Here is a 21572-nt window from a genome sequence, read left to right on the forward strand (position 1 = left end):
ATCACGACGCCACCTCCCAATGGGCGAGCCGGTCGGCGACGGCGCGGGTGGTCGGGCCGTCGAGCCGGTCGACCACGCGTCCGTCGGACAGGAACAGCACGTGGTCGGCCGCCGCCGCGGTGGCCGGATCGTGGGTGACCATCACGATCGTCTGCCCGGCCGCGTCCACCATGGACCGCAGCAGCCCCAGCACGGTCCGCGCGGACCGGGTGTCCAGCGCACCGGTGGGCTCGTCGGCGAAGAGCACGGCGGGCCGCGTCACCATCGCCCGCGCGATGGCCACCCGTTGCTGCTGGCCACCGGAGAGTTCCCGGGGCCGGTGCCGCAGCCGGTCGGCCAGCCCCACCTCGGCCAGCACCGAGCGGACCTGGTCCCGGGAGGGCCGCTGCCCGGCCAGGCGCAGCGGCATAGCCACGTTCTGCTCGGCGGTCAGCGACCCGACCAGGTTGAAGCTCTGGAACACGAACCCGATGACGGTGCGGCGTAACCGGGTCAGCTCCTCGTCGTCCCCTTCGGTGATGTCCTGCCCGGCGACCAGCACCCGGCCCTCGGTGACCTGTTCCAGCCCGGCGGCGCAGTGCAGCAGCGTGGACTTGCCGGACCCGGACGGGCCCATCACCGCCGTCCAGGAGCCGGCCGGAAAGTCGATGGTGACCCCGTCGAGCGCGCGCACGGCGGTCTGCCGGGATCCGTAGACCCGGGAGACGGCGCGCAGTTCGACGGCCGATGCGATAGCCATGGCACCAAGTTCAGCGCGAACGGACCCCGAGCACAGTGATACCAGCCGGCGTCTTCAGGTGTAGCCAGCACCACCCCCCTTCGGGCTGACCGCGACACTGCGCCGGCACCGGTCCCGCTCCTACCGTCAGCCCGATGACCACCATGATCGATGCGCAAGCGGCGGACCTGTCAGACCGGCTGAGGAGACGAGGTCTGGCGGCGTTCCTGCTGATCTCGTTCGGGGTTGCCTGGGGCTGGGAGGCGGTGGCACACCTGGTGCTCGGCTGGTCGTTGGTGAACCCGTTGGTGCAACTGCCGGCCGGGTTCGCGCCGGCGATCGCGGCGCTGGTGGTGAGGCGTTGGGTCACCCGCGAGGGTTTCGCGGACGCCGGCCAACGCCTGCGGCTGCGCGCCGCCTGGCGGTACTACCTCGTGGCGTGGTTGGGCCCGCTCGGCGTCGCCGCCGCGGTGGTCGGCGTCGCCGCGGCGACCGCGCGGTGGAACCCGTCCGCCGGCCCGGTGGCGGACCTGGTTCCGGGCGTGCCCGTCTGGACGGTGCCGCTGCTGCTCTGCGTGCTCGCGCTCCTCGCCACCGTCGCCTTCTGGGGCGAGGAGTTCGGCTGGACCGGCTACCTGCTGCTGCGCGTCTGCCCCGGCCGTCCGCGCCGCGCCGCACTGGTCGCCGGCCTGATCGCGGCGGTGTGGCACTACCCGCTCGCGCTTCTCGGCTACGCCGAGTACCGGCATCTCGCCATCGGCCTGATCGGCTGGACGGTGTGGATCGTGTGCCAGGAGATCATCCTGGCCTGGCTGCGGGCCCGCAGCCGCAGCATCTGGCCGGCCTGCCTGGCCCACGCCGGCAACAACCTGGTGCTGGCACCGCTGACCACCGCGATGCTCCTCGGCCCGGGCGGCTTCGGCGCGGACGGCGTTCAGTGGCTGGTGGTGCTGGTGCTGGCCGCCGTCGCGATCGCGCTGTTCCGGCGGGCTTAGGCCGTCGGGCCCGCGGTACGCACCGCGGGCCCGACGCCGTCGATCAGTCCCCGTCGATCACTCCCCGTCGCGGTAGGCGCGAAGTTCACGACGCACCCGGTAGCGGTCCCGACGGTTGGCCTCCCGCCGCCAGACCTGCCGTTCCCGGCTGCAACTGCCGCCGTCGCAGCCGAGCACGTGATAGCCGCCGCCGGCCCAGTAACAGCGCCCGCGCGGCGCGCCGACGGTCACGGTGTCGGCGCTGATCCCGTGGGGCAGAGTGCACGGTCCGAACCGGTGATCGTGCACGGGAACGCTGGTGAGACCGGGCGTTTCGGCCATCCGGACCCACCGCGGCCGGGTCTTGTCGGTCCTGCTCATACGGGCACCTTTCGGCTCCGTGAAGCCCCGGGATGGGGCCGTCACAAGACCTGGTGCACCGTGATCACCTCCGACGTCGACACCTGCGACGGATCAAATCTACCTAATGCGGGTGAGCAGGCCCGGCCGGTAGGGCAGGCGACCGTAGTCGCCGCCGGAACTGGGGGAGCGGCCCTGGTAGAGCAGTTGGAGGTTGCAGGGGTCGACGGTCATGGTCTGGTCGGCGTTGGTGCGGATCAGTTCACCGTGGCTGATGTCGTTGGTCCACGTGGCGCCGCTGTTGGCCTTGCCGGCGAACGGATTGCTTTCGCTGGCGGCCTGCGGGGTCCAGGAACCGCCGAGGCTGCTGGCGGTGAACGACCGGAAGTAGCGTCCGTTCGCGCCGATCGCCTCGACGAGCATGAGGTACTGGTTCTGCCCCTGGACCTTGTAGACCTGGACCGCCTCGAACAGGTTGTTCGTCGAGTCGCTCATGATGATCGTCGACGAGGAGCCGAAGCTGCCGGGGAAGTTGCCGATGGGCATGCTGGCGCGGTAGATCTTTCCGTTGTCGCCGGCGAAGAACAGGTACATGTTCGTGCCGTCACCGATCACGGCCTGGTCGATGGGACCCGTGCCGGAGCCGGAGATGCTTCCGGAGAACAGCGTCTGCGGCGACGACCACCCGTTCACGTTGCTCGGATCGCTCGACGTCCGGTAGGAGAACGCGGGCCCGCCCCACTGGTAGGCCAGCACCCAGATGTTGCGCGGGGCGAAGTAGAACAGCGACGGCGCGACCGCGGCGAACGGCATCGCGTTCTGGCTGGCCGACCCCATGGCGGAGAAGCTCGAGAAGAGGCCGAAGTTCATCGAGCCCCAGGTGCTCCCGTTGTCGTGCGTGGTCGCGTAGACGAGATTCTGGCCGTTGTACGGGGCATGGGTGAAGTCCTTGAGGGAGGCCCACCCCGACCTCGGGTTCGCCAACTGGCCCGTCGAGTTCCAGCGGTACGTCGACGGAAGCGAGCACCCGGTTCCGGGGTCGGTGCCGCCGCCGACCCGGACCAGTTGCCACTGCTGGTTGGCGCCGCCCCAGTCGGTGTACTGGACGACGTTCCCACCGTCGGCGGTCGACGCGCCCTGCACCTCGACGGCCTTGTTGCTGTTGCGGTTGATGAGGCGCACGTAGCCGCTGTCGGAGTCGGCGAGGCGGAACTGCTGGTTGGTGCCGTTGCCGTCGGCCCATTGGACGATGGCACCGCCGTCGGCGGTGGAGAAGTTGTAGACGTCGAGCACCTTGCCGGACAGGCGGGACTTGACCCGGTAGTAGCCGCCGCCGGAGTCGACGAACTGCCACTGCTGCTGGTTGCCGTCGTTACGGGCCCACTGGGTGATGCGGGCGCCGTCGTTGGTGGCCAGGTTGTAGACGTCCAATGCCTTGCCGCTGTTGCGGTTCACGAGCACGTACCAGGCATTGGTGTCGACGGTGGCCGCCGCGGCCGGAGCGGCGTCGACCACGGCGACGGCACCCGTGGCCAGCACGGCCGCCATGAGCATCTTGAGACTTTTCACGGTATTCCCTTCTCCTGGGTGAAGGCCCGAACGGTGACCGCGCCACCGAGAGCCTGGGTGGCGTAGTTGAACATCGCGTAGCGGTAGCCCATGAAGAACTGCCAGGTGTTGTCGAGCGTGAGCGCGTTGCCGAGGGAGACGAACGTGATCCCGTCGGTGCTGTAGGAGAACCGGGCCTGGCGGCCCGACCCGGGACGGATGTCGGCGGTGGCCCGTAGCCAGATCCGGCCGCCGGACACGGCCGTCGAGGCGATCTCGGTTCCGGTTCCGGTGGTGCCCCAACTGCTGTTCATGGTCAGCCCGTTGGTCATCACCACGCGCGTGGCGCCGTTGTCACGTCTGACGCCGACCCACGCCGACGTCTGGCGCAGCATCGCCAGCCCGGCCCGGTCGCCGTCGCGCATCGTGGAGTAGTCCAGTTCGACGGTGGCGGTGGAGGTCGGCCCCTGGATGCGGTGGGTCAGTGTGTTGCGGGCCGCGTACAGGTCGTTGGTGACCGTCGCGGTCTGGAGACGCAGACCGCCGCCGGCCGACCAGCGGCTGTTGTCGGGGTTGTGGTTCCACTCCCATTGCGGACCGAGGGCGGCGGTGGTGAACGTGTCGGTGCCGATCATCGGTTTGACCGTGCGCCCGGAGGCGGGGATGTTCGGCTTCGGGTAACTCGCTCCCCAGCCACCGTTGACCGTCTGGACCGTGGGCCAGCCGTCCGAGCTCCAGCTGATCGGGGCCAGGGCCGGCACCCGGCCGCCGGGGTAGGCGTCGACGAAGGCCATGTAGTACCAGTCACCGTTCTGGGTCTGCACGAGACCGCCCTGATGCGGCACGCCGCCACCGGAGATCGGGCCCGCCATGTTCAGCAGCACCTGACGCGTCTCGTACGGCCCCCACGGGCTGCTCGACCGCAGGACGTACTGACCGTTGGCCGGGCGGGTGACCCAGATGTAGTAGTAGCCGTTGCGCTTGTAGAAGCGGGAACCCTCCAGCGTGCCGATGCTCGACGGCGTGGTGTAGACCTGTTGGGCCCGCACCTGGCTGAGCCCGTCGGCCGACAGCTGGGCGACGCTGAGGGTGGAGTTGCCGTAGGCGACGTACATCGTGTCGTTGTCGTCGACGAGCAGGCCGGCGTCGTAGTAGCAATTGTTGATCTGCGACCGCTTCGACCAGGTTCCGTCCACTGTGGACGCCGTGTAGACGTAGGTGCGGTTGAACTCGACGCAGCCGATCCAGTAGTAGGTGCTGTTGCTGCGGCGGTAGTTCAGCGTCGAGGCCCAGATGCCCTTCACGTACGCCCGGCCGCCGGTGAGGTCGTAGGCGCTGGAGCCGAAGTCGAGGCTCGGCACCGAATGGCCGGCGTACTCCCAGTTGACCAGGTCGTAGGAGCGCAGCACGGGCGCGCCGGGGGAGTAGTGCATCGTGGAGGCGGAGTAGTAGTACGCGTCACCGACCCGGATGATGTCGCCGTCGGCGAAGTCCTGCCACACCACCGGGTTCGCGTACGTCCCGGTGCCCGGGTTGCTGCCGCCGACCGGGACGAGTTGCCACTGCTGGTTGGCGCCGCCCCAGTCGGAGTACTGCACCACGTTCGCCCCGTCGGCGGTCGAGGCACTCTGCACCTCGACCGCCTTGCTGCTGTTGCGGTTGATCAGACGCACGTAGCCGCCGTCGGAGTCGGCCAGGCGGAACTGCTGGTTGGTTCCGTTGCCGTCGGCCCATTGGACGATCGAGCCGCCGTCGGCGGTGGAGAAGTTGTAGACGTCGAGCACTTTCCCGGACAGCCGGGACCTGAGCCGGTACCAGCCGCCGCCGGAGTCGACGAACTGCCATTGCTGGTTGGTGCCGTCGTTGCGGGTCCACTGGGTGATCCGGGCACCGTCGGTCGTGGCCTGGTTGTACACGTCGAGTGCCTTGCCGCTGTTGCGGTTGACGAGCACGTACCAGGCGCTGGTGTCGACGGTGGCCGCCGACGCCGGCGCCGGAGCCACCACGACGGCGGGCGCGACGACCGTGAGCAATGCGACTACCAGGATCGACCAGGACGTACGGAGTCTCATCTCGTCTCCTAGCGGGTGAGTCGCCAACGGGTGTCCGCGGCGCCGCTGTCGGGTTTCTGGACGGCCTGCGCACCCCATGCCGTGGAGCCGTTGAGGATGCCCAGAAGCTTGCCGCTGTTGACGTTGCGGATGCGGTACGTGCCGTCGCCGTTGTCGACCAGGGTCCAGCGGTGGTCGGCGGTGCCGTTGTCGGCCCATTGCAGGACGCGGGCATTGTCGGCGGTGGACATGTTCTCCACGCCGAGGACCTTGCCGCTGTTGGCGTTGCGGAACCGGACGGCGGAGCCGTCGGTGATCATTTCCCAGTTGTGGTCGGCGGTGCCGGAGTCGCCCCATTGCACCGCCAGGCCGCCGTCGGCGGTGGACATGTTCTGGACGCCGAGCACCAGACCGGTACCGGCGTTGACGAGCTTGTACGTCGCGCCGCCGGAGCCGCCGCCGCTGGTGCTCCAGTAGACGGTGTAGTTGTGCCCGTGCGCGTCGTGGAACGGTCCGAGCGCGACGGTGGCGCCGTTCGCGGTCGCGCTGAACGCGAGGCTGCTCGTGCTCGTGCGGGTGACGGAGCCGGTGGTGAGAGCGGGCAGGGCGGTGAGCGTCGTGTTGCCGTAGTTGCCCGACAGAACGACGGGACCGTAGGTGACCGCGGCGACGTTCGCGTTGTCGTTGGCGGCCTGCACGACGACCCGCATCGGCAGCCGCACGGTCACCGTGTCGCCGCTCGCCCAGGTCCGGGCGAGGCTGGCGTAGGTGCCCGGTGTCGTCGAGATGCTCTGGGCCGCGCCGTTGACACTGACGGTCGCCCCGCTGGTCCAGGCCGGGATCCGCACGCGCAGGGTGAAGGTTCCGCTGCCACCGATCGTCAGCGTCGTGGTGTCGCCGACCGGGTAGGTCGTGGTCTGGGTCACGGTGATACCCCGTTGGGACCAGGTGAGGACCGACGGGATGAACAGGTTGACGGTGAGGACGTCGCCGTTGTGGAAGTAGACGGAGTCCATCAGCGCCGTGTTGACCTCGATGCCGGTGCCCTGGCAGCACCAGAAGGAGGCGTAGTCGGTGCTCCAGGTGCCGCCGCCCCACGCCGGCCCGACGCCGCGGCGGCCACCGGGGCGCAGCGGGGTGAAGTAGGTGATGTGGCCGTGGCTGTCGGCCGGGTTCTGGGCGCCGACGAGGTGGTTGTAAAGCGCCCGTTCGTAGAAGTCGACGTACGCCACCCGGTTCGGGTCGAGCAGCCACAGTTCGCGGGTCAGCTTGAGCATGTTGTAGGTGTTGCAGTGCTCGCACGTGTCGTTGGTCAGGTAGCCGGCGATGGCGTTCGGCGGCCGGAAGTGTTCGGCCTGGCTGTTGCCGCCGATGACGTAGCTGTGCGCGTTGACCGTGAAGGCCCACGCGTTGGCGGCGATGTCGCGGTAGCGGGTGGTGCCGGTCGCCTTGTACTCGCGGGCCGCGCCGATCCACTTGGGTACCTGGGTGTTGGCGTGCAGCCCGTTGAGCTGGTCCTGGCCCGAGGCCAACGGGTTGAACACGGCCGCGTGGTCGAACCGCTGCGCGACGGTGAGCCACCGCCCGTCGCCGGTCTGCTGGTAGATGTCGGCCAGCACCGCGTTCATTCCGCCGAACTCGGTGCCCAGCATCGCCTGCAGCTGACTCGAGCTCAGCCGGGAGGTGCGCGTGTCGACCCACCCCGCCAGCGCCAGCAGCACCGTGCGGGCCTGGGTGTTGCCGGTGTGGCGCCAGACGTCGAGCAGCCCGGCGAGGGTCTTGTGGACGCAGTAGTAGGGCACGTTGCCGTTGGACAGCGTCCGCGCCTCCAGGGCGGTGAAGTCCGACTCGGGAAAGCCGGACAGGTAGCCGGTCGAGAACCCGGCCGACCCGTTGTTGGCCTGGCACTTGGCGAGCTCGGCGACCATGTAGTTCGCCCTGTCGCGGCAGGTGGTGTCGCCGAGCACCGCGTACGCCTGGGCCCAGGCGGTGAGGAAGTGGCCCTGCATGTGGGTCCGGAACGGGAACGACGGCGCGTCCCAGCCACCGTTGGCGGCGGCGCCGTTGGTCGACAGCCGGTGATTGGCACGGAAGTTGTACAGCAACCGGTCGACGTCGACGAAGCGGAGGTAGTTCACCGTCCGCGTCTGGTTGTCGAACAGGCGGCCCGCGGTCAACCGCACCTGTCCGAGATCGAACGGGTACGCCGACACGCCGATGTCGGCGCGGGCCGGCGGCACGACCGCCGCGGCGGCCGGGTGCACGGTGACAAGGGCGGACCCGCCGGCGGCGGCGACCGCGGTGGCGCCGGCGGCCCGGAACAGCCGGCGACGGCTGAACGGTGTGGATGACATGGCGGGATCCCTTACCGCATCGAGGCGTCGTCGACGAGCAGGGCGTCGGTGCCGGCCGCCGTCTCGACGTAGAGGGTGGCGCCGGTCAGCGTCCCGGACCAGGAGACGGACGCCGTACCGGTCAGTTGCGTCCAGCCGCCCGTGGAGAGGGTGGCGGCCGGGGTCAGTTGCACGTAGCCGGTGGTGCCGTTGGCCGTCAGCGCCAGCGTCACCTTCGCGCTCGGCGTGCCGCTCTGCGCCCGCGCCCACACGCTCGTCGTGTAGGACCGGCCGTTGGTCAGCTGAGACGTGACGTTCTGGCTCGGGCCGTTCCACGACGCGGTGCGTCCGCTGATGCCGAGCGACCGGCTGCCGCCGTGGACCGTGCCGGTCTCTGACGACAGTGTTCCGCTGCCGAACACACCCCAGCCGGTGGTTCCGCTCTCGGCGTCGCCGTTGGTGAGCAGGTTTCCGCCCCCGCCGCCGGCGAACTGCCACCAGTTGACATTGAAGAGGTTGCCGCTCCCGCCGGTGAAGCGCAGGTACAGGTCGTGCGTGCCGGTGGCGGCGCTGACCGGGCAGGTGACGGTGGTCCACGTCTGCCAGCCACCGGTGGCGGGCACGGTGCAGGTGCCGACGACGGTGCCGCTCACGCCGTCCAATCGCAGTTCGATCCGGCCGCCGGAGGTGGCCGAGGCGACCCGCGCGGTGAACGACGTGGCGCCGGCGCCGAACGCCGCGCCCTTCACCTTGATGTAGTCGCCGTTCTCGATGAAACCGACGTTCATGCCGCCCTCGCCGGCGGCCTCCGTCTCGACACCGGAGGACCAGGCGATCGTCTCCGCCTCCTGCCGGATGTACGGGTCGAGCGTGCCGACCTGCGGTGCCCCGGCGGTGGTCATGGTGATCGTCGGAATGGTGCCGTTGGCGTTGTAGGCGAACCGTTCCACGGCGACCGAGCGGGTGTATCCGCCGCCGCCGGGCAGGGCGCCGTTGTGGTAGAAGAAGTACGAGTTGCCGTTGAAGTCGATGACGCCCGCGTGGTTGGTGAAGCTGCTGCCCTGCCGCGGCATCACGGTGCCGCGATAGGTCCACGGTCCGGTCGGCCCGGGAGCGGTCGAGTAGCCGATGAACTCGGAGCAGCATTCGGCGGCGAACACGTTGTAGTAGGTCCCGTTGCGCTTGTAGACCCAGGGCCCTTCCTCGTACAGGGTCGGGCGGCTGGCATTGCCGCTGCGGGTGCCGAATCCCGCGGTGGTCAACGGGATCTGGGTCGCGCTGCCGGAGAACGAGGTCATGTCGGCGTTCAGCCGTACGTACCACAGGTTCGGGTTGCCCCAGTACAGGTACGCCTGCCCGTCGTCGTCGATGAACACCGTCGGGTCGATCTCGCCGTTCTCGACCAGGGGACGGCCGATCGCGTCGCGGAACGGGCCGGTCGGGCTGTCGGAGACGCCGACGCCGATCGCCATCCGCCCGGTCGACCGGTTCTTGATCGGGACGTAGTAGTAGAACCGGCCGTTGCGGGACACGACCTGGCCCGCCCACGCGTCGGCGCTGGCCCAGCTGAACGTGGCGAGGTTCATCGGCGAGCCGTGGTCGGTCCAGTTCACCATGTCGGCCGACGAGTACACCCGCCACTCGCGCATGGTGAAGTAGGTCGAGCCGTCCTCGTCGTGACCGGTGTAGAGGTAGACGCGTCCATTGTGGACAATGGGCGCCGGGTCGGCGGTGTAGACGGTCTGGACGATCGGGTTGTCGGCCCGGGCGGCGACGGGCGATATCGCTATCGCACACAGCACGGTGACCGCCGACGCCAGGATTCGTGTGATGGGCACTGAGGTCTCCCCGGTCATGCGGTGGCGCACGTGGCGCCGTTGAGCGTGAATGAGCCCGGCTCGGCGGTGTTGCCGGTGTGGGTGGCCTGGAAGCCGATCCCGATGGAGGCGCCGGGCGCGATCGTCGGGTTGTAGCCGAGGTTCGTGGCGGCGACAGTGCCGGCGGTCGGTGTGTAGGCGGCGTTCCAGCCGGAGGTGATGGTCTGACCACCGGGGAGGGTGAAGGTCAGGGTCCAGCCGGTCACGGTCGTCGTCGAGGTGTTGGTGATCGTGATGTCCTCGGTCAGGCCGGCGTTCCAGGCGTTGACGGTCGCGGCGACCCGGCAGGCGCCCGGCGACGACGGACCGCTGCTGCCCGGGCTGCTGGGTTCGGGCGTGGTGCTGTCGAACTGGGTGAAGAAGCGCCACGTCTCCGCCGGCAGCCACGTGCGGGTGCCGCTGTCGCCGGGTGCGCCGTCCTGCGGGGCCGCGATGTGGCCCTCGTCGAAGGCGGCCCAGACGACCGGGTACCCGGTCCGGCAGCCCGCGTAGGTGGTGGTGCGGTGGCTGAGGCTGCCCTGCGCCGGTTCGGGCGGGCTCTGCGCGGTGCAGCCGTTGGTGCGGACGAACCGGTCGCGCAACGACCGGCCACCGGAGATGCTCAGGACGCTGTCGCGCAGGCCGTGCGCGGCGAAGTAGGCGATCGGCTGGGTGCCGCCGGAGCAGCCGCTGAGCTGCCCGCCGGAGTAGACCGCGACGGCGCGGAACACGGTCGGCCGGGCGCACGCGAGGGCGTAGCTCATCGCCGCGCCGTAACTGAAGCCGAGCGCGAACCGCTGCGAGGTGTCGACGCACAGGCCGGCCTCGAGCCGGCGCAGCATGTCGTCGACGAACGTCAGGTCCTCGCCGCCGGCGTTGCCCCACCCGTTGTTGAGCCCCTGCGGCGCGACGAAGATGGTGCTGTTGTTCGCCAGGCGCAGCAGCCCGTAGTAGGCCCACGTGTCGCGTTGCACGGTCTGTCCGGTGGCGACGTCGGTGGCCGTGCCGTTGAGCCAATGGAACCCGAACACCAGCCGGTACGGCCGGTTGGCGTCGTAGTTGTCGGGCAGCAGGAGGATGAACGTGCGGTTCTTTCCGTTGCTCTGGATGGTGTGCGTCCCGTTGGCGAGCGCCGGTGCGGAGCCGCAGCCGACCGTCGCCGCCAGCGGGCCGACGTCGGCGGCAGGGGAGGTGTGGCCGGCGCCGCCGCGGTGGCCGTCCGCGACGACACCGGCCACGGCCAGCACCAGCAGCACGGTGATCGCAGCCGGGACGGGTAGGGACCTACGCGATCCGGTTTCCACCATGACAACCTCCGGGCTGTGTGCTGGCAGTTCGTGATCCGGGGACGGCAGAGCGACGCCCGTCCCCGGACGGTGCGATTGTGAGCGTTAACAGCATCTGGGTGGGCGACGGGTGTGGTCGCCTCTGTCGGCGGTCTCGGCGTGGGCGGGACGAGAAGCCGACTCTCATGGACTGTTATCGATAGCGACGGGACGCGTCAAGGGGTGTCGGCAATGTTTCGCGAAAGTGGCGTTGTTCAGCTGGAGGTCCGACGCGGACGGCAGGCCATAGCAGGGCTTGAATGTGTCGAGCACGTTACGTACCATCAGCGGCGAAATGTTATCGCTAACATTCGCGGAGGTCGTGATGCACCGCTCGCTCCGGAAGACGATGACGGCCGTCGCGGCGGCGATGCTGCTCGTCGGCTGCGCCGTCGCTCTCCGCGCGGAGCCCGCCATGGCGCTGAACAACGGCGTGGCCCGCGTTCCGCCGATGGGGTGGAACTCCTGGAACACGTTCGGCTGCAACATCAACGAGGCGCTCATCCGCCAGGAGGCCGACGCGCTGGTCAGCAGCGGCCTGCGCGACCTCGGCTACCGCTACGTCGTCGTCGACGACTGCTGGTTCAACCCGAACCGTGACTCGGCGGGCAACCTGCAGGGCGATCCGAGCCGGTTCCCGAGCGGCATGAAGGCGCTCGGCGACTACCTGCACGCCCGCGACCTCAAGTTCGGCATCTACCAGGTGCCGGTCGACCGGACCTGCGCGCAGTACTTCGGCGGCTATCCCGGCGCGACCGGCAGCCAGGGGCACGAGACGCAGGACGCCCGCCAGTTCGCCGCGTGGGGCGTCGACTTCCTCAAGTACGACTGGTGCTCACCCAACGGCAGCATCGACCAGCAGGTCGCCACGTTCGCGAAGATGCGCGACGCCCTGGCCGCCACCGGGCGTCCGATCGTCTACAGCATCAACCCCAACAGCATCCACGCCAAGACCGGCCCGCTGCGCAACTGGGGCGACGTCGCCAACATGTGGCGCACCACCGAAGACATCACCAACGCCTGGGACACCGGCCAGACCAACGGCTACCCGATGGGCATCCAGAACATCGTCAACGTGACCGTCCCGCTCGCGTCCTACGCCGGCCCGGGTCAGTTCAACGACCCCGACATGATGGAGGTCGGCCGCGGCGGGATGACCGACACGGAGATGCGTTCACACTTCGCGCTGTGGGCGGTGCTGGCCTCGCCGCTGATCGCCGGCAACGACCTGCGGTCGATGTCCACGCAGACGCTCGCGATTTTGGGCAACCGCAACCTCGTCGCCATCAACCAGGACACGCTGGCACTGCAGGCGACCCAGATCGCCAACGACGGAACCCGGCGGGTGCTCGCCAAACGCCTCGCCAACGGCGACGTCGCGGTCGCGCTGTTCAACCAGGGCTCGGCCACGACGACGGTGTCGACCACCGCCGCCGCGGTCGGCAAGTCGGGTACCTCGTTCACGCTCCTCGACGCCTGGACCAACACCACCGGCACCACCACCGGGTCGATCTCGGCGAGCGTCCCCGCGCACGGCACCGTCGTCTACCGGGTCTCCGGCGGCGGCACCGAGCCGCCGCCCGCGTCGTTCGCCCTGGCCAGCGCCGCCTCCGGCCGGTGCCTGGACGTCCCGAACAGCACCACCGCCAACGGCACCCAACCGGTGATCTGGGACTGCAACGGCGCCGCCAACCAGCGCTGGACGGCCAACGGCCAGACGCTCCAGGCCCTCGGCAAGTGCCTGGACGCCCCGCTGAACGCCACGGCCGGCGCGAAGACCCAACTGTGGGACTGCAACGGCGGCACGAACCAGCAGTGGACGTTCAACGCCGACGGCACCGTCAGCGGCCGGCAGTCCGGCCTGTGCCTCGACGTCAACAACGCCGCCACCGCGAACGGCACGACCGTCATTCTCTGGACGTGCAGCGCCGCGGCCAACCAACGCTGGACCCGGCGGTAGGCCCACGGCGGCGCCGCACCCCGTGCGTGGGGCGGCGCCGCCGTAGACTCCGTTCGTGATCGAGGGCGGAGTCTCGCGACGGCGTGGCAGTGCGCGCCGCGGTGACGTACCGATCACGACGATCGCCGAACTCGCCGGCGTCTCGCCCCCGACCGTGTCGAAGGTGCTCAACGGCCGGCGCGGGGTCGGCCCCGAGACCCGGCGGCGGGTGGAGGAACTGCTGCGCGACCACGGATACCGCCGGCCGCTCCCGACCACGGCCACGCCCTGCGTCGAGGTCGTGTTCGACAACATGCTCGGCTCGATCGCCGTCGACATCCTGCGCGGGGTGGCGGAGGAGGTCGGCGCGCGCGACTGCACCGTCGGGTTCACCGACGTGCGGCGGCAGAAGCCCGCCGATCTGCCCTGGGTCGAGGCGCTGCTGCGCCGGCGGCCCACGGCCGTCATCACGGTGTGCTCGATGGCCACCGCCGAGCACAGTGAGCGACTGGCCGCCGCCGGCATCGCGCTGGTGGCGATCGACCCGGTCGGTGAGTTGTTCACCCCGGTCGTCGGGTCGAACAACTGGAGCGGGGCGCTCACGGCCGTCCGTCACCTGCTCGACCTCGGACACCGCCGGATCGGCGTGTTGACCGGCCCGGTCCGCGACCTGTCGGCCCGGGCCCGGCTCGACGGCGTGCGGGCGGCGCTCGACCATGCCGGCATCGCGCCGGACGAGGACCTCGAACGGCGGGGCGTGTTCACCGTCGACGACGGGCTGCGTCTCGGCGCGGAACTGCTGGCGCGGCCGCAGCGGCCGACGGCGATCGTGTGCGGCGACGACCTGCAGGCCCTGGGCGTCTACGAAGCGGCCCGCCGGGCCGGCCTACGAATCCCCGACGACCTCAGCGTCGTCGGGTTCGACGACGTCGACCAGGCCGCGTGGGCCGCGCCGCCGTTGACCACCGTGCGGCAGCAGTTCGCACAGATGGGCGCGACCGCCGCCCGGCTCGCGTTGGCGCTCGCCGCCGGCCAGCAGCCGACCCGGCACCGGCACGAACTCGACACGATTCTCGTCGTGCGGGGGAGTACCGCCGCGCCGCGCCACTGAACCCGCTGAGCTCAGACGCGGGTGCGTCGGCGGGCTTCCCGCCGCTGGTCGGTCTGTCGGCGGGCCTTGTTGTGGCCGCCGCAGTCGTCCATGCTGCACCACCGGCGGCTGCGGTTCCTGGTGGCGTCGAGGAACAGCCACGAGCAGCCTCCGTCGGTGGGGCACTGCTTGATCCGGTCGAGGGGGCCGTGGGTGAGCAGTTCCATCGCCGAGGCGGCGACCGGCCACCAGGGTCGGTCCAGCAGGTCCGGTTCCGTGCCGGCCGCGGCGTCCCAGTTCCAGCCGAAACCACCGGCGTGGGGGAGCAGCCGGCCGTGCCGGGTGGCCGTCGCGAAGGCGTGCCGCAGCACCTCGAGGTCCGCGTCGGCCGGCGCGGTGTTGTCGACGATCGCGGCGAACAGCCGGTACAGCCCTTCGCGCAGGTCGATGGCGGTCCGGAAGGCGACCCGCGCCGCCGCGGGACGGGCGGCGGCCGCGCGTAGCAGGCCACTCGCCGCCGCGTCGTCGACGAGGTCGCCGTCGCGGGCCCACCGCACCAGGTCGGGATACGTGTTGAGCCATTCCAGGTCCACCGGGCCGGTCCGGGGCGCCACAGTGTTGATGTAGTCCAGGCACAGTGCTCCGCCGTTGCGGGCGAGGGTCGCGTCGTTCATCTCGTTCTGCCACCACCAAAACCTGTTTTGCCGGCAGCAAACCGGCTATGCTTCCACCAAAGAGAGTTTAGCTGGCAGCACGAGGAGGAGCGATGTTCATCAACGACGCCATCGGGCGCTTCGGCGTGCAGCGCACGAGCGACCTGTCGCGGTCGGCCCTGCCGCACGCGCCGGCGATCCCCGACCGTCGGCCCCGGCCGGGATCGGTGCGCGCGGGGACCGCCGGTGTGCTGCGTCGGCTGGCCGACCGGATCGGCCCGATCGACACCCGGGCGGGGGTGGAGGTCAGCCTTTGACGGCGCCCGCGGTGAGCCCTTCGGTCAGGAAGCGCTGCCCGAAGGCGTACATGACCACCACGGGGACGCTCACGAGCAGCGACGCCACGGCCAACTGCCCCTGCGGCACGACGTCTCCGACGATCATCGACTGCATCCCCACGGGGAGCGTCTTGTACTCGTCCTTCGTGATGAACACGAAGGCGAAGAGGAACTCGTTCCAGGCGTTGGTCAGGGTGAACATCGCCACGGCCAGCAGGCCCGGCCGGGCCAGCGGCAGCACCACCCGGCGCAACGCCTGGATGCGGGTGCAGCCGTCGACCAGCGCGGCCTCCTCCAACTCGACGGGGATCGAGGCGAAGTACCCCGTCAGCAGCCAGGTGGCGAAGGGGAGCGTGAAGGTCGGGTACGTCACCACCAGGGACCACAGCGAGTCGGTGAGCCGCACGCCGATGAGCAGCTGGTAGAGCGGGATGAACAGCAGCGCGCCCGGCATCACGTAGGTGAGCAGCACCGTGACGGTGAAACTCTGCGCCCCGCGGAACCGCAACCGGGCCAGCGCGTAGCCGGCCAGGGCCGCGCACACCAGCGCCACCACCGTGGACGCCACCGACACCAGCAGCGTGTTGAGGTACCAGCGGCCGAAGGGCTTGGTGGCGAACAGGTCGGTGAACTGCTGCAGGGTCCACGGCGTCGGCCAGAGGTCGTCGGTGCGCATGACGATCTGGCCCTCGGACTTGAACGCCGTGACGACGATCCAGTACAGCGGGGCCAGCACGAAGAAGAGCAACCCGGCCAGCGCGAGGGCGGATCCCAGCCGCGACACCACGGTCGACGCCCGGCGTCGGCCCCAGGTCTGCAGCGCCGAGACCGTCCGGCCGATCGCGGCCGCGATCAGCAGGATCACCCCGAGGATCACCGCCGCCTTCCAGAAGATGTGCGGTGACGCCCAGGCCAGCAGCCCGGTGACCACGGCGGTGACGACCCACGGCAGCGCCTTGCGCGCCGCCGTGGGCGGCCGGTGCGGCTCGGTGTCGGCGTCGCGGCGCAGCAACCGGACGAGGAAGAACACGAGCGCGGCGATGACCGGCAGCATGACGAGCGTGACCGCCGCCCCCGCCCCGTACTGCAGTTGCAGGATGGCCTTGGAGTAGGCGACCAGCACGTACGGCGCGGTCGCGTCGCCGGGGCCGCCCTGGGTCAGCAACCAGATGAGGTCGAAGTTGTTGAACGTCCAGATCGACGACAGGGTCACGGTCACGGTGATCACGTGACGCAGTCCGGGCAGCGTCACGTGGACGAACCGCTGCCACGCCGAGGCGCCGTCGACGGTGGCCGCTTCGTACCGGTCGGCCGGGATGGACTTCAGCCCCGCGAGGAACGCGATGGTGAAGAACGGCACCCCCTTCCACACGTTGACCATGATCACCGACGGCATGGCCAGCGACGGGTCGGACAGCCAGCCGGCCGGCCAGCTGTCGACCAGATGCAGGTCGGCCAGCAGCGGCCCGATGCCCGACTCGGTGAGCAGCAGGTTGACGCTGCCGAAGATCGGGTCGAGCAGCGAGCGCCAGCTGAACGCCGTCACCACGGTCGGCACCACCCACGGCAGCAGGAGCAGCCCGGCCAGCACGGCCCGGCCCCGGCGCCGGTGGTGCAGCAGCAGGGCCGCCGACAGGCCCAGCACGACCTTGAAGATCTCGGCGTAGGCGGTGAAGACGAACGAGTTCATCACGCCGGTGCGGAACTGCTCGTCGCCGACGAGAGAGGTGTAGTTGTCGAGCCCGACGAAGACGCTGTCCGGCCCGTGCCGTTCGGTGGTGCTGGTGATGATCGACCGGGCGATCGGTACGAGGACGAGCGCACCGACCAGCACGGCCGTGGGCGTCAGGAACAGCGCCGCCAGCCGCCAGTCGCGGCCCAGCCGCCGCTGGGTCGGGGTGAGGGAGCCGGACCCGGACGGCGCGGGCGCCTTCGCCACCGGGGCCGGCGCCGAACGGACCGATGTCACTGCGGCAGCCCCTGCTGGGTGAAGATCCCCACCATCTTCTGGTGGGCGGCCTGCACGGCCTTCGCGGGCGCTGTTCCCTGGATGACCTGCTGCATCATGTCGGTGAGCACGTAGGCGCCGACGGCGGCCTGTTGGCCGGCGCTGGCCTTCTGCGGAAAGTCCAGGCCGTTCTTCGTCGAGAGCGGCAACGACTGCTCGGTGATCTTGCGCATGATGGGGAACGCCGGGTCGCCGCTGGTGAAGAACGGGTCGGCGTCCCAGACCTTCTCCCAGGCCGGCAGCGCCAGGCCGGGCGCCTCCTTCGCGACGCCGAGCAGTGCGGGCGCGGTGATCAGGTACTGCGCCAGGAGTTTGGCGAGCGGGGCGTTCTTGGCGCCCTTGAAGATGACGAAACCCTGCGACTGACCGAGCAGCAGCGGCTTGTCGGTCGCCGGTCCGATGCAGTCGGAGAAGACGTAGGTGTTCTCGTAGACGGGGTTCTTCTTGGTCTTCGAATCCGCGTACACGCTGAACTGGTTGCGCGTGTATCCGAGAATCCCGGCCAGCCAGTTCTCGTTGTTGCTGGAGTCGGTCCAGGCGGCCACCCCCGGCGGCAGCATCGGCTTGAACTTCGGGTTGGTGTAGATGTCACCCAGGAACGACACGGCCTGCACGGTCTCGGGGGAATCGAACGTGACCTTCTTGCCGTCGTTGGAGGCGATCGATCCGCCGTAGGCGTTGATCAGCGCCTCGATCATGCCGTTGGCGTCGCCGGACCGGTTCACGGTCATGCCCCAGCCGAAGCGGCGCTTGGACGGGTCGGAGATCGCCAGGCACAGGTCCCGCAACTCCTCCCAGGTGTAGATCTCCTTGGGGGTGATGCCCTTGTCCTGCATCCAGTCCTTGCGCAGGAACGAGCCGATCCCGATGAAGTGGTAGGGGATGGCGAACCATTTGCCGTTGAAGACGCAGAAGTTCTTGGACTCCGCGGTGGGCTCGCCGTACTTCTTCGTCAACGCCTGTACGACGTCGGACACGTCCTCCAGGTCGCCCAGCGCCTGGAACTGCGCGACGAACCGCGAGTCGGTCATGAAGGCGAGGTCACGGGCCACGCCACCCTTCACCTCGGCGTCTATCTTGGCCACCACGTCACCGGCGTCGGCCTGGACGAGACTGTTGTCGATCTTCGTCCCGGTGACGTCGGCGAACTTCTTGACCGACGCGTCGAGGGCCGCGTTCGCCGCCTCCGAATACAGCTTCTGCGACAGCAGTCCCATCGACGAGCCCTTCATCGACGACGCGGCGTCGAGCAGCTCCTGCGGAACCTCGGCCTGCACCTTGGGGGTCGAGGGTGAGCCGTCCCCGCACGCGGCCAGGCCGGCGGCGCCGAGCACCCCCGCCCCCATGCCGAGAAAGCCGCGCCGGGTCCACAACGGGTTGCCTTCCATGGCCGTTCGCCTCCTTTTTCTCGTTCGACCCGATGCATGCTGCAAGGGCCGGGAAGCGTGGCGCTCCCGGTTGAGAACTGCGGGTCAGCCCGACCGCCGCGGCGCCGGCCAAGGCATTGAATACGTCAGGAAATGAATGACGGATCAGCGGTCTGCGTGAATCTCATGGGCTCGGAAATGCGAAACTTTCGAACGGCTCAGAACGATAGATTTCGCGTGTGCCGCACGCTACGACGAGCGAACTGCGTGGGTCAATACTTCGAACGTGACCACATTCGACGGGCGAGGATCAAAGAATTACCGGCGGTCGGAAAACAAACAACAAACATTGACGCGCGTGCATGCGTGCACGGCGTCATGCGCGGGTGTCCCGACCCTGTTCGATATTTCGAACAGCGTTCGAGATCTCGGTCCAAGTGGTCGCGACGGTAGAGGACCGAGTGAGAGGTGTCAATGCCGGTGACGGGGTGCCGGGGCGGCACCGCGGGAGGGCGGGGGTCAGGCCGGCGTCCGGTACCCCAGCCGGGTCGAGAGCGTGGCGGCACCCTCGCGGACCAGCCGCGTCCACTCCGCGTGTGACGCGGGCGCCCACCGGATGATCGGCGCGGAGACGCTCATCGCGGCGACGGTCGCACCGGTGTGGTCCCGGACCGGCGCCCCGACGCAGCGGACCGCGCTGTCGGACTCGCCGTCGTCGACCGCGACGCCGGCCGCGCGGACGCGGTCGAGTTCGGCGCGCAGGCGGCCGACGTCGGTGATGCTGTCGGGCGTCATCCCGGGCAGGTCGCCGTCCGGCAGCCGGGTGTCGAGGTCGGTGGGGTCGAGGCTGGACAGCAATATCTTGCCGACGGCCGTGCAGTGCGCGGGCAGCCGCCGCCCGACCGCCGACACCATCCGCACGGGGTGCGTGCTGTCCACCTTCACCAGGTAGATCACGTCGGTGCCGTTCAGCACGGCGACGTGCACGGCCTCGTCGCACGCGGCGGCGACGTCCTGAGCCACGTCCTGCGCCTCGCGCACCAGGTCGAGCTGCCCGGCGAACGCGGCACCGAGCTGGAGAACCGGCATGCCGAGCCGGAACCGGGCCGGCTGGCCCGGCACGGAGATCAGGTACGAGCGGGCGACGAGCGTCACGAGCAATTCGTGGACGGTGGTGCGGGGCAGTCCGAGCCGCTCGGTGATCTCGCGCGCGGAGAGCGGGGGGTGATCGAGGAACAGTTCGAGGATGTCGAGGGCGCGGGTGACGGCGGGTACCACGCGGGGCATAGTCCGGGAGGATAGCCCCGGCATCGCGAGCGCTGCCCCGGGCGGGGACCGATCGGCCCCACCGCTTCTGCGAAATTTCTCTGCCGGAACGACCGACGTTTCGCGAGCACATCGCCCGCGCGACGCCGTTGTCAGGCGCGAACGGATGGAACGTCTCAGGTCGAAACTTTCGGTCTTACATTGACCGAAGACGTGATCCCGCACCCGAAACTTCTCCGAAACGTATTGACGCCCATCGAGGCCGATGCGACGCTTCGTGCACTCCCAGTGCGCGTCCACGACCGCCCGCCACCCGGTCGTGGATGTTCCCCCCGCGTTGAGAAAGGCTCTACATGTCCGTTCGCAGAACGCGCGTCGTGCTCGCTGTGGGCGCCGTCGCTGTTGCCGCCGCCGCCATCGCCGTGGCGTTCACCGGCACCGCGTCGGCGGCCAGCACGCTCGGCGCCTCGGCCGCCGAACACGGCCGGTACTTCGGAACCGCGATCGCCGCCGGCAGGCTCAGCAACAGCCAGTACAGCACCATCGCCGGCCGCGAATTCAATATGATCACCCCCGAGAACGAAATGAAGTGGGACACGACCGAACCGTCGCAGAACAACTTCCAGTACGGCAATGCCGAGCAGATCGTCAGCTTCGCGTCCTCGCGCGGTATCCGGGTGCGCGGACATGCCCTGGCCTGGCACGCGCAGCAGCCCGGCTGGACCAACGGCATGAGCGGATCGACGCTGCGCAACGCCATGCTCAACCACGTCACCCAGGTCGCCACCCACTTCCGCGGCAGGATCTACTCCTGGGACGTGGTCAACGAGGCGTTCGCCGACGACGGGCGCGGCTCGCGACGCGATTCGAACCTGCAGCGCACCGGAAACGACTGGATCGAGGCCGCGTTCCGGGCCGCGCGGTCGGCCGACCCGAACGCGAAGCTCTGCTACAACGACTACAACACCGACAACTGGAACGACGCCAAGACGCAGGCCGTGTACAACATGGTGCGCGACTTCAAGTCGCGCGGCGTCCCGATCGACTGTGTCGGACTGCAGTCGCACTTCACCGGTGGCTCGTCCTATCCGAGCAACTACCGCACCACGTTGTCGAGTTTCGCGGCGCTCGGCGTCGACGTGCAGATCACCGAACTCGACATCACCAACGCCAACGCGACCGCCTACGCGAACACCGTCCGCGACTGCTACGCGGTCGCGCGCTGCAACGGCATCACGGTGTGGGGCGTGCGGGACAGCGATTCGTGGCGCAGCAACGAGTCCCCGTTGCTGTTCGACGGCAACGGCAACAAGAAGTCCGCGTACAACTCGGTGCTCAGTGCGCTGAACGAGGGCACGCCGACCGACCCGTCGAGCCCGCCCCCGTCGAGCGCCTCGCCGTCGAGTTCGGGCCCCGGCAACGGCGGCAGTTGCACCGCGACCGTTGTTCCCGGCCAGGTCTGGGGCGACCGTTACAACACGACGGTGAACGTCACCGGAACCAACAACTGGATCGTGACGGTGACCCTCACGTCGCCGCAACGGGTCTCCACGACGTGGAGCGGCAGCTTCTCGTGGGACAGCACCGGGTTCGTGATGACGGCACGACCCAACGGGTCCGGGAACAGCTTCGGTTTCACCACGATGATGAACGGCAACAGCGGTGCCCGACCCGCCGTCAGCTGCCGGACCGCCTGAGCCCGGACCCCAGGACGCACGGTTGCCGGGTGCCGTTTCGACCGCCCGG

At 69.5% G+C, this 21572-nt stretch carries 16 protein-coding genes; 5 read left to right on the forward strand and 11 right to left on the reverse strand.

The features are described 5' to 3' along the window. Nucleotide 1: 1 nt before the first annotated feature. On the reverse strand, nt 2–739 hold the full coding sequence (locus Vau01_RS22885) for an ABC transporter ATP-binding protein (protein WP_203996156.1): 738 nt from the start codon (nt 737–739) through the stop codon (nt 2–4). A 134-nt stretch (nt 740–873) separates the two neighbouring features. Between Vau01_RS22885 and Vau01_RS22890 the strand changes: the two genes are divergently transcribed. Further along, nucleotides 874–1713 (forward strand): CPBP family intramembrane glutamic endopeptidase, encoded by an 840-nt coding sequence (locus tag Vau01_RS22890; protein ID WP_203996157.1) that lies wholly within the window; start codon nt 874–876, stop codon nt 1711–1713. A 57-nt stretch (nt 1714–1770) separates the two neighbouring features. On the opposite strand, the gene Vau01_RS22895 is transcribed toward Vau01_RS22890, so the two are convergent. The 6 genes from Vau01_RS22895 to Vau01_RS22920 form a co-directional block, all read right to left on the reverse strand. After that, a complete protein-coding gene (locus Vau01_RS22895) occupies nt 1771–2073 on the reverse strand; it encodes a hypothetical protein (protein ID WP_203996158.1) in 303 nt (100 codons plus the stop codon). A gap of 99 nt (nt 2074–2172) precedes the next feature. Beyond that, a complete protein-coding gene (locus tag Vau01_RS22900) occupies nt 2173–3606 on the reverse strand; it encodes a non-reducing end alpha-L-arabinofuranosidase family hydrolase (RefSeq protein WP_203996211.1) in 1434 nt (477 codons plus the stop codon). A gap of 11 nt (nt 3607–3617) precedes the next feature. Continuing rightward, complete coding sequence (locus Vau01_RS22905; protein WP_203996160.1) at nt 3618–5672, reverse strand: family 43 glycosylhydrolase; 2055 nt, start codon at nt 5670–5672, stop codon at nt 3618–3620. Nucleotides 5673–5680: 8 nt separating this feature from the next. Continuing rightward, nucleotides 5681–8005 (reverse strand): beta-L-arabinofuranosidase domain-containing protein, encoded by a 2325-nt coding sequence (locus Vau01_RS22910; protein ID WP_203996161.1) that lies wholly within the window; start codon nt 8003–8005, stop codon nt 5681–5683. A gap of 11 nt (nt 8006–8016) precedes the next feature. Beyond that, on the reverse strand, nt 8017–9822 hold the full coding sequence (locus Vau01_RS22915; RefSeq protein WP_373320297.1) for a family 43 glycosylhydrolase: 1806 nt from the start codon (nt 9820–9822) through the stop codon (nt 8017–8019). A 14-nt stretch (nt 9823–9836) separates the two neighbouring features. Next, on the reverse strand, nt 9837–11147 hold the full coding sequence (locus Vau01_RS22920; RefSeq protein ID WP_203996163.1) for a CE1 family esterase: 1311 nt from the start codon (nt 11145–11147) through the stop codon (nt 9837–9839). A gap of 388 nt (nt 11148–11535) precedes the next feature. On the opposite strand from Vau01_RS22920, the gene Vau01_RS22925 reads away from it, so the two are divergent. After that, nucleotides 11536–13125 carry a glycoside hydrolase family 27 protein gene (locus tag Vau01_RS22925; RefSeq protein WP_239151790.1) on the forward strand — a complete coding sequence of 530 codons (1590 nt, stop codon included), beginning with the start codon at nt 11536–11538 and terminating at the stop codon, nt 13123–13125. 55 nt (nt 13126–13180) lie between these two features. Further along, nucleotides 13181–14215, forward strand: coding sequence for a LacI family DNA-binding transcriptional regulator (locus tag Vau01_RS22930; RefSeq protein WP_203996165.1), 1035 nt, complete (start codon nt 13181–13183; stop codon nt 14213–14215). Nucleotides 14216–14226: 11 nt separating this feature from the next. On the opposite strand, the gene Vau01_RS22935 is transcribed toward Vau01_RS22930, so the two are convergent. Continuing rightward, a complete protein-coding gene (locus Vau01_RS22935) occupies nt 14227–14868 on the reverse strand; it encodes a CGNR zinc finger domain-containing protein (protein ID WP_203996168.1) in 642 nt (213 codons plus the stop codon). A 92-nt stretch (nt 14869–14960) separates the two neighbouring features. Between Vau01_RS22935 and Vau01_RS22940 the strand changes: the two genes are divergently transcribed. Continuing rightward, on the forward strand, nt 14961–15164 hold the full coding sequence (locus tag Vau01_RS22940) for a hypothetical protein (RefSeq protein ID WP_203996169.1): 204 nt from the start codon (nt 14961–14963) through the stop codon (nt 15162–15164). Here Vau01_RS22940 and Vau01_RS22945 read toward each other — a convergent pair. The 3 genes from Vau01_RS22945 to Vau01_RS22955 form a co-directional block, all read right to left on the reverse strand. Beyond that, nucleotides 15154–17154: an ABC transporter permease gene (locus Vau01_RS22945; RefSeq protein WP_203996171.1), complete on the reverse strand. Its 2001-nt coding sequence runs from the start codon at nt 17152–17154 to the stop codon at nt 15154–15156. The two genes, Vau01_RS22940 and Vau01_RS22945, sit on opposite strands and share 11 nt — an antisense overlap. Further along, on the reverse strand, nt 17151–18581 hold the full coding sequence (locus Vau01_RS22950; RefSeq protein WP_203996178.1) for an extracellular solute-binding protein: 1431 nt from the start codon (nt 18579–18581) through the stop codon (nt 17151–17153). Before Vau01_RS22950 ends, Vau01_RS22945 begins: the two co-directional genes overlap by 4 nt. 498 nt (nt 18582–19079) lie before the next feature. After that, nucleotides 19080–19847, reverse strand: coding sequence for an IclR family transcriptional regulator (locus tag Vau01_RS22955; protein WP_203996179.1), 768 nt, complete (start codon nt 19845–19847; stop codon nt 19080–19082). Between the two features lie 332 nt (nt 19848–20179). On the opposite strand from Vau01_RS22955, the gene Vau01_RS22960 reads away from it, so the two are divergent. Beyond that, complete coding sequence (locus tag Vau01_RS22960) at nt 20180–21523, forward strand: glycoside hydrolase family 10 protein (RefSeq protein ID WP_203996180.1); 1344 nt, start codon at nt 20180–20182, stop codon at nt 21521–21523. Nucleotides 21524–21572: the final 49 nt, after the last annotated feature.

The sequence above is a fragment of the Virgisporangium aurantiacum genome (assembly GCF_016863635.1).
In the GTDB taxonomy this organism is placed as follows: domain Bacteria; phylum Actinomycetota; class Actinomycetes; order Mycobacteriales; family Micromonosporaceae; genus Virgisporangium; species Virgisporangium aurantiacum.

Excerpts from the sequence above, each read along its gene's own strand:
- Vau01_RS22905 (WP_203996160.1), bottom strand. The coding sequence starts at position 5,672 with ATGAGACTCCGTACGTCCTGGTCGATCCTGGTAGTCGCATTGCTCACG.
- Vau01_RS22910 (WP_203996161.1), bottom strand. The coding sequence starts at position 8,005 with ATGTCATCCACACCGTTCAGCCGTCGCCGGCTGTTCCGGGCCGCCGGC.
- Vau01_RS22935 (WP_203996168.1), bottom strand. The coding sequence starts at position 14,868 with ATGAACGACGCGACCCTCGCCCGCAACGGCGGAGCACTGTGCCTGGAC.
- Vau01_RS22890 (WP_203996157.1), top strand. The coding sequence starts at position 874 with ATGACCACCATGATCGATGCGCAAGCGGCGGACCTGTCAGACCGGCTG.
- Vau01_RS22900 (WP_203996211.1), bottom strand. The coding sequence starts at position 3,606 with ATGCTCATGGCGGCCGTGCTGGCCACGGGTGCCGTCGCCGTGGTCGAC.
- Vau01_RS22960 (WP_203996180.1), top strand. The coding sequence starts at position 20,180 with ATGTCCGTTCGCAGAACGCGCGTCGTGCTCGCTGTGGGCGCCGTCGCT.
- Vau01_RS22955 (WP_203996179.1), bottom strand. The coding sequence starts at position 19,847 with ATGCCCCGCGTGGTACCCGCCGTCACCCGCGCCCTCGACATCCTCGAA.
- Vau01_RS22885 (WP_203996156.1), bottom strand. The coding sequence starts at position 739 with ATGGCTATCGCATCGGCCGTCGAACTGCGCGCCGTCTCCCGGGTCTAC.
- Vau01_RS22920 (WP_203996163.1), bottom strand. The coding sequence starts at position 11,147 with ATGGTGGAAACCGGATCGCGTAGGTCCCTACCCGTCCCGGCTGCGATC.
- Vau01_RS22925 (WP_239151790.1), top strand. The coding sequence starts at position 11,536 with ATGCTGCTCGTCGGCTGCGCCGTCGCTCTCCGCGCGGAGCCCGCCATG.
- Vau01_RS22895 (WP_203996158.1), bottom strand. The coding sequence starts at position 2,073 with ATGAGCAGGACCGACAAGACCCGGCCGCGGTGGGTCCGGATGGCCGAA.
- Vau01_RS22950 (WP_203996178.1), bottom strand. The coding sequence starts at position 18,581 with ATGGAAGGCAACCCGTTGTGGACCCGGCGCGGCTTTCTCGGCATGGGG.
- Vau01_RS22940 (WP_203996169.1), top strand. The coding sequence starts at position 14,961 with ATGTTCATCAACGACGCCATCGGGCGCTTCGGCGTGCAGCGCACGAGC.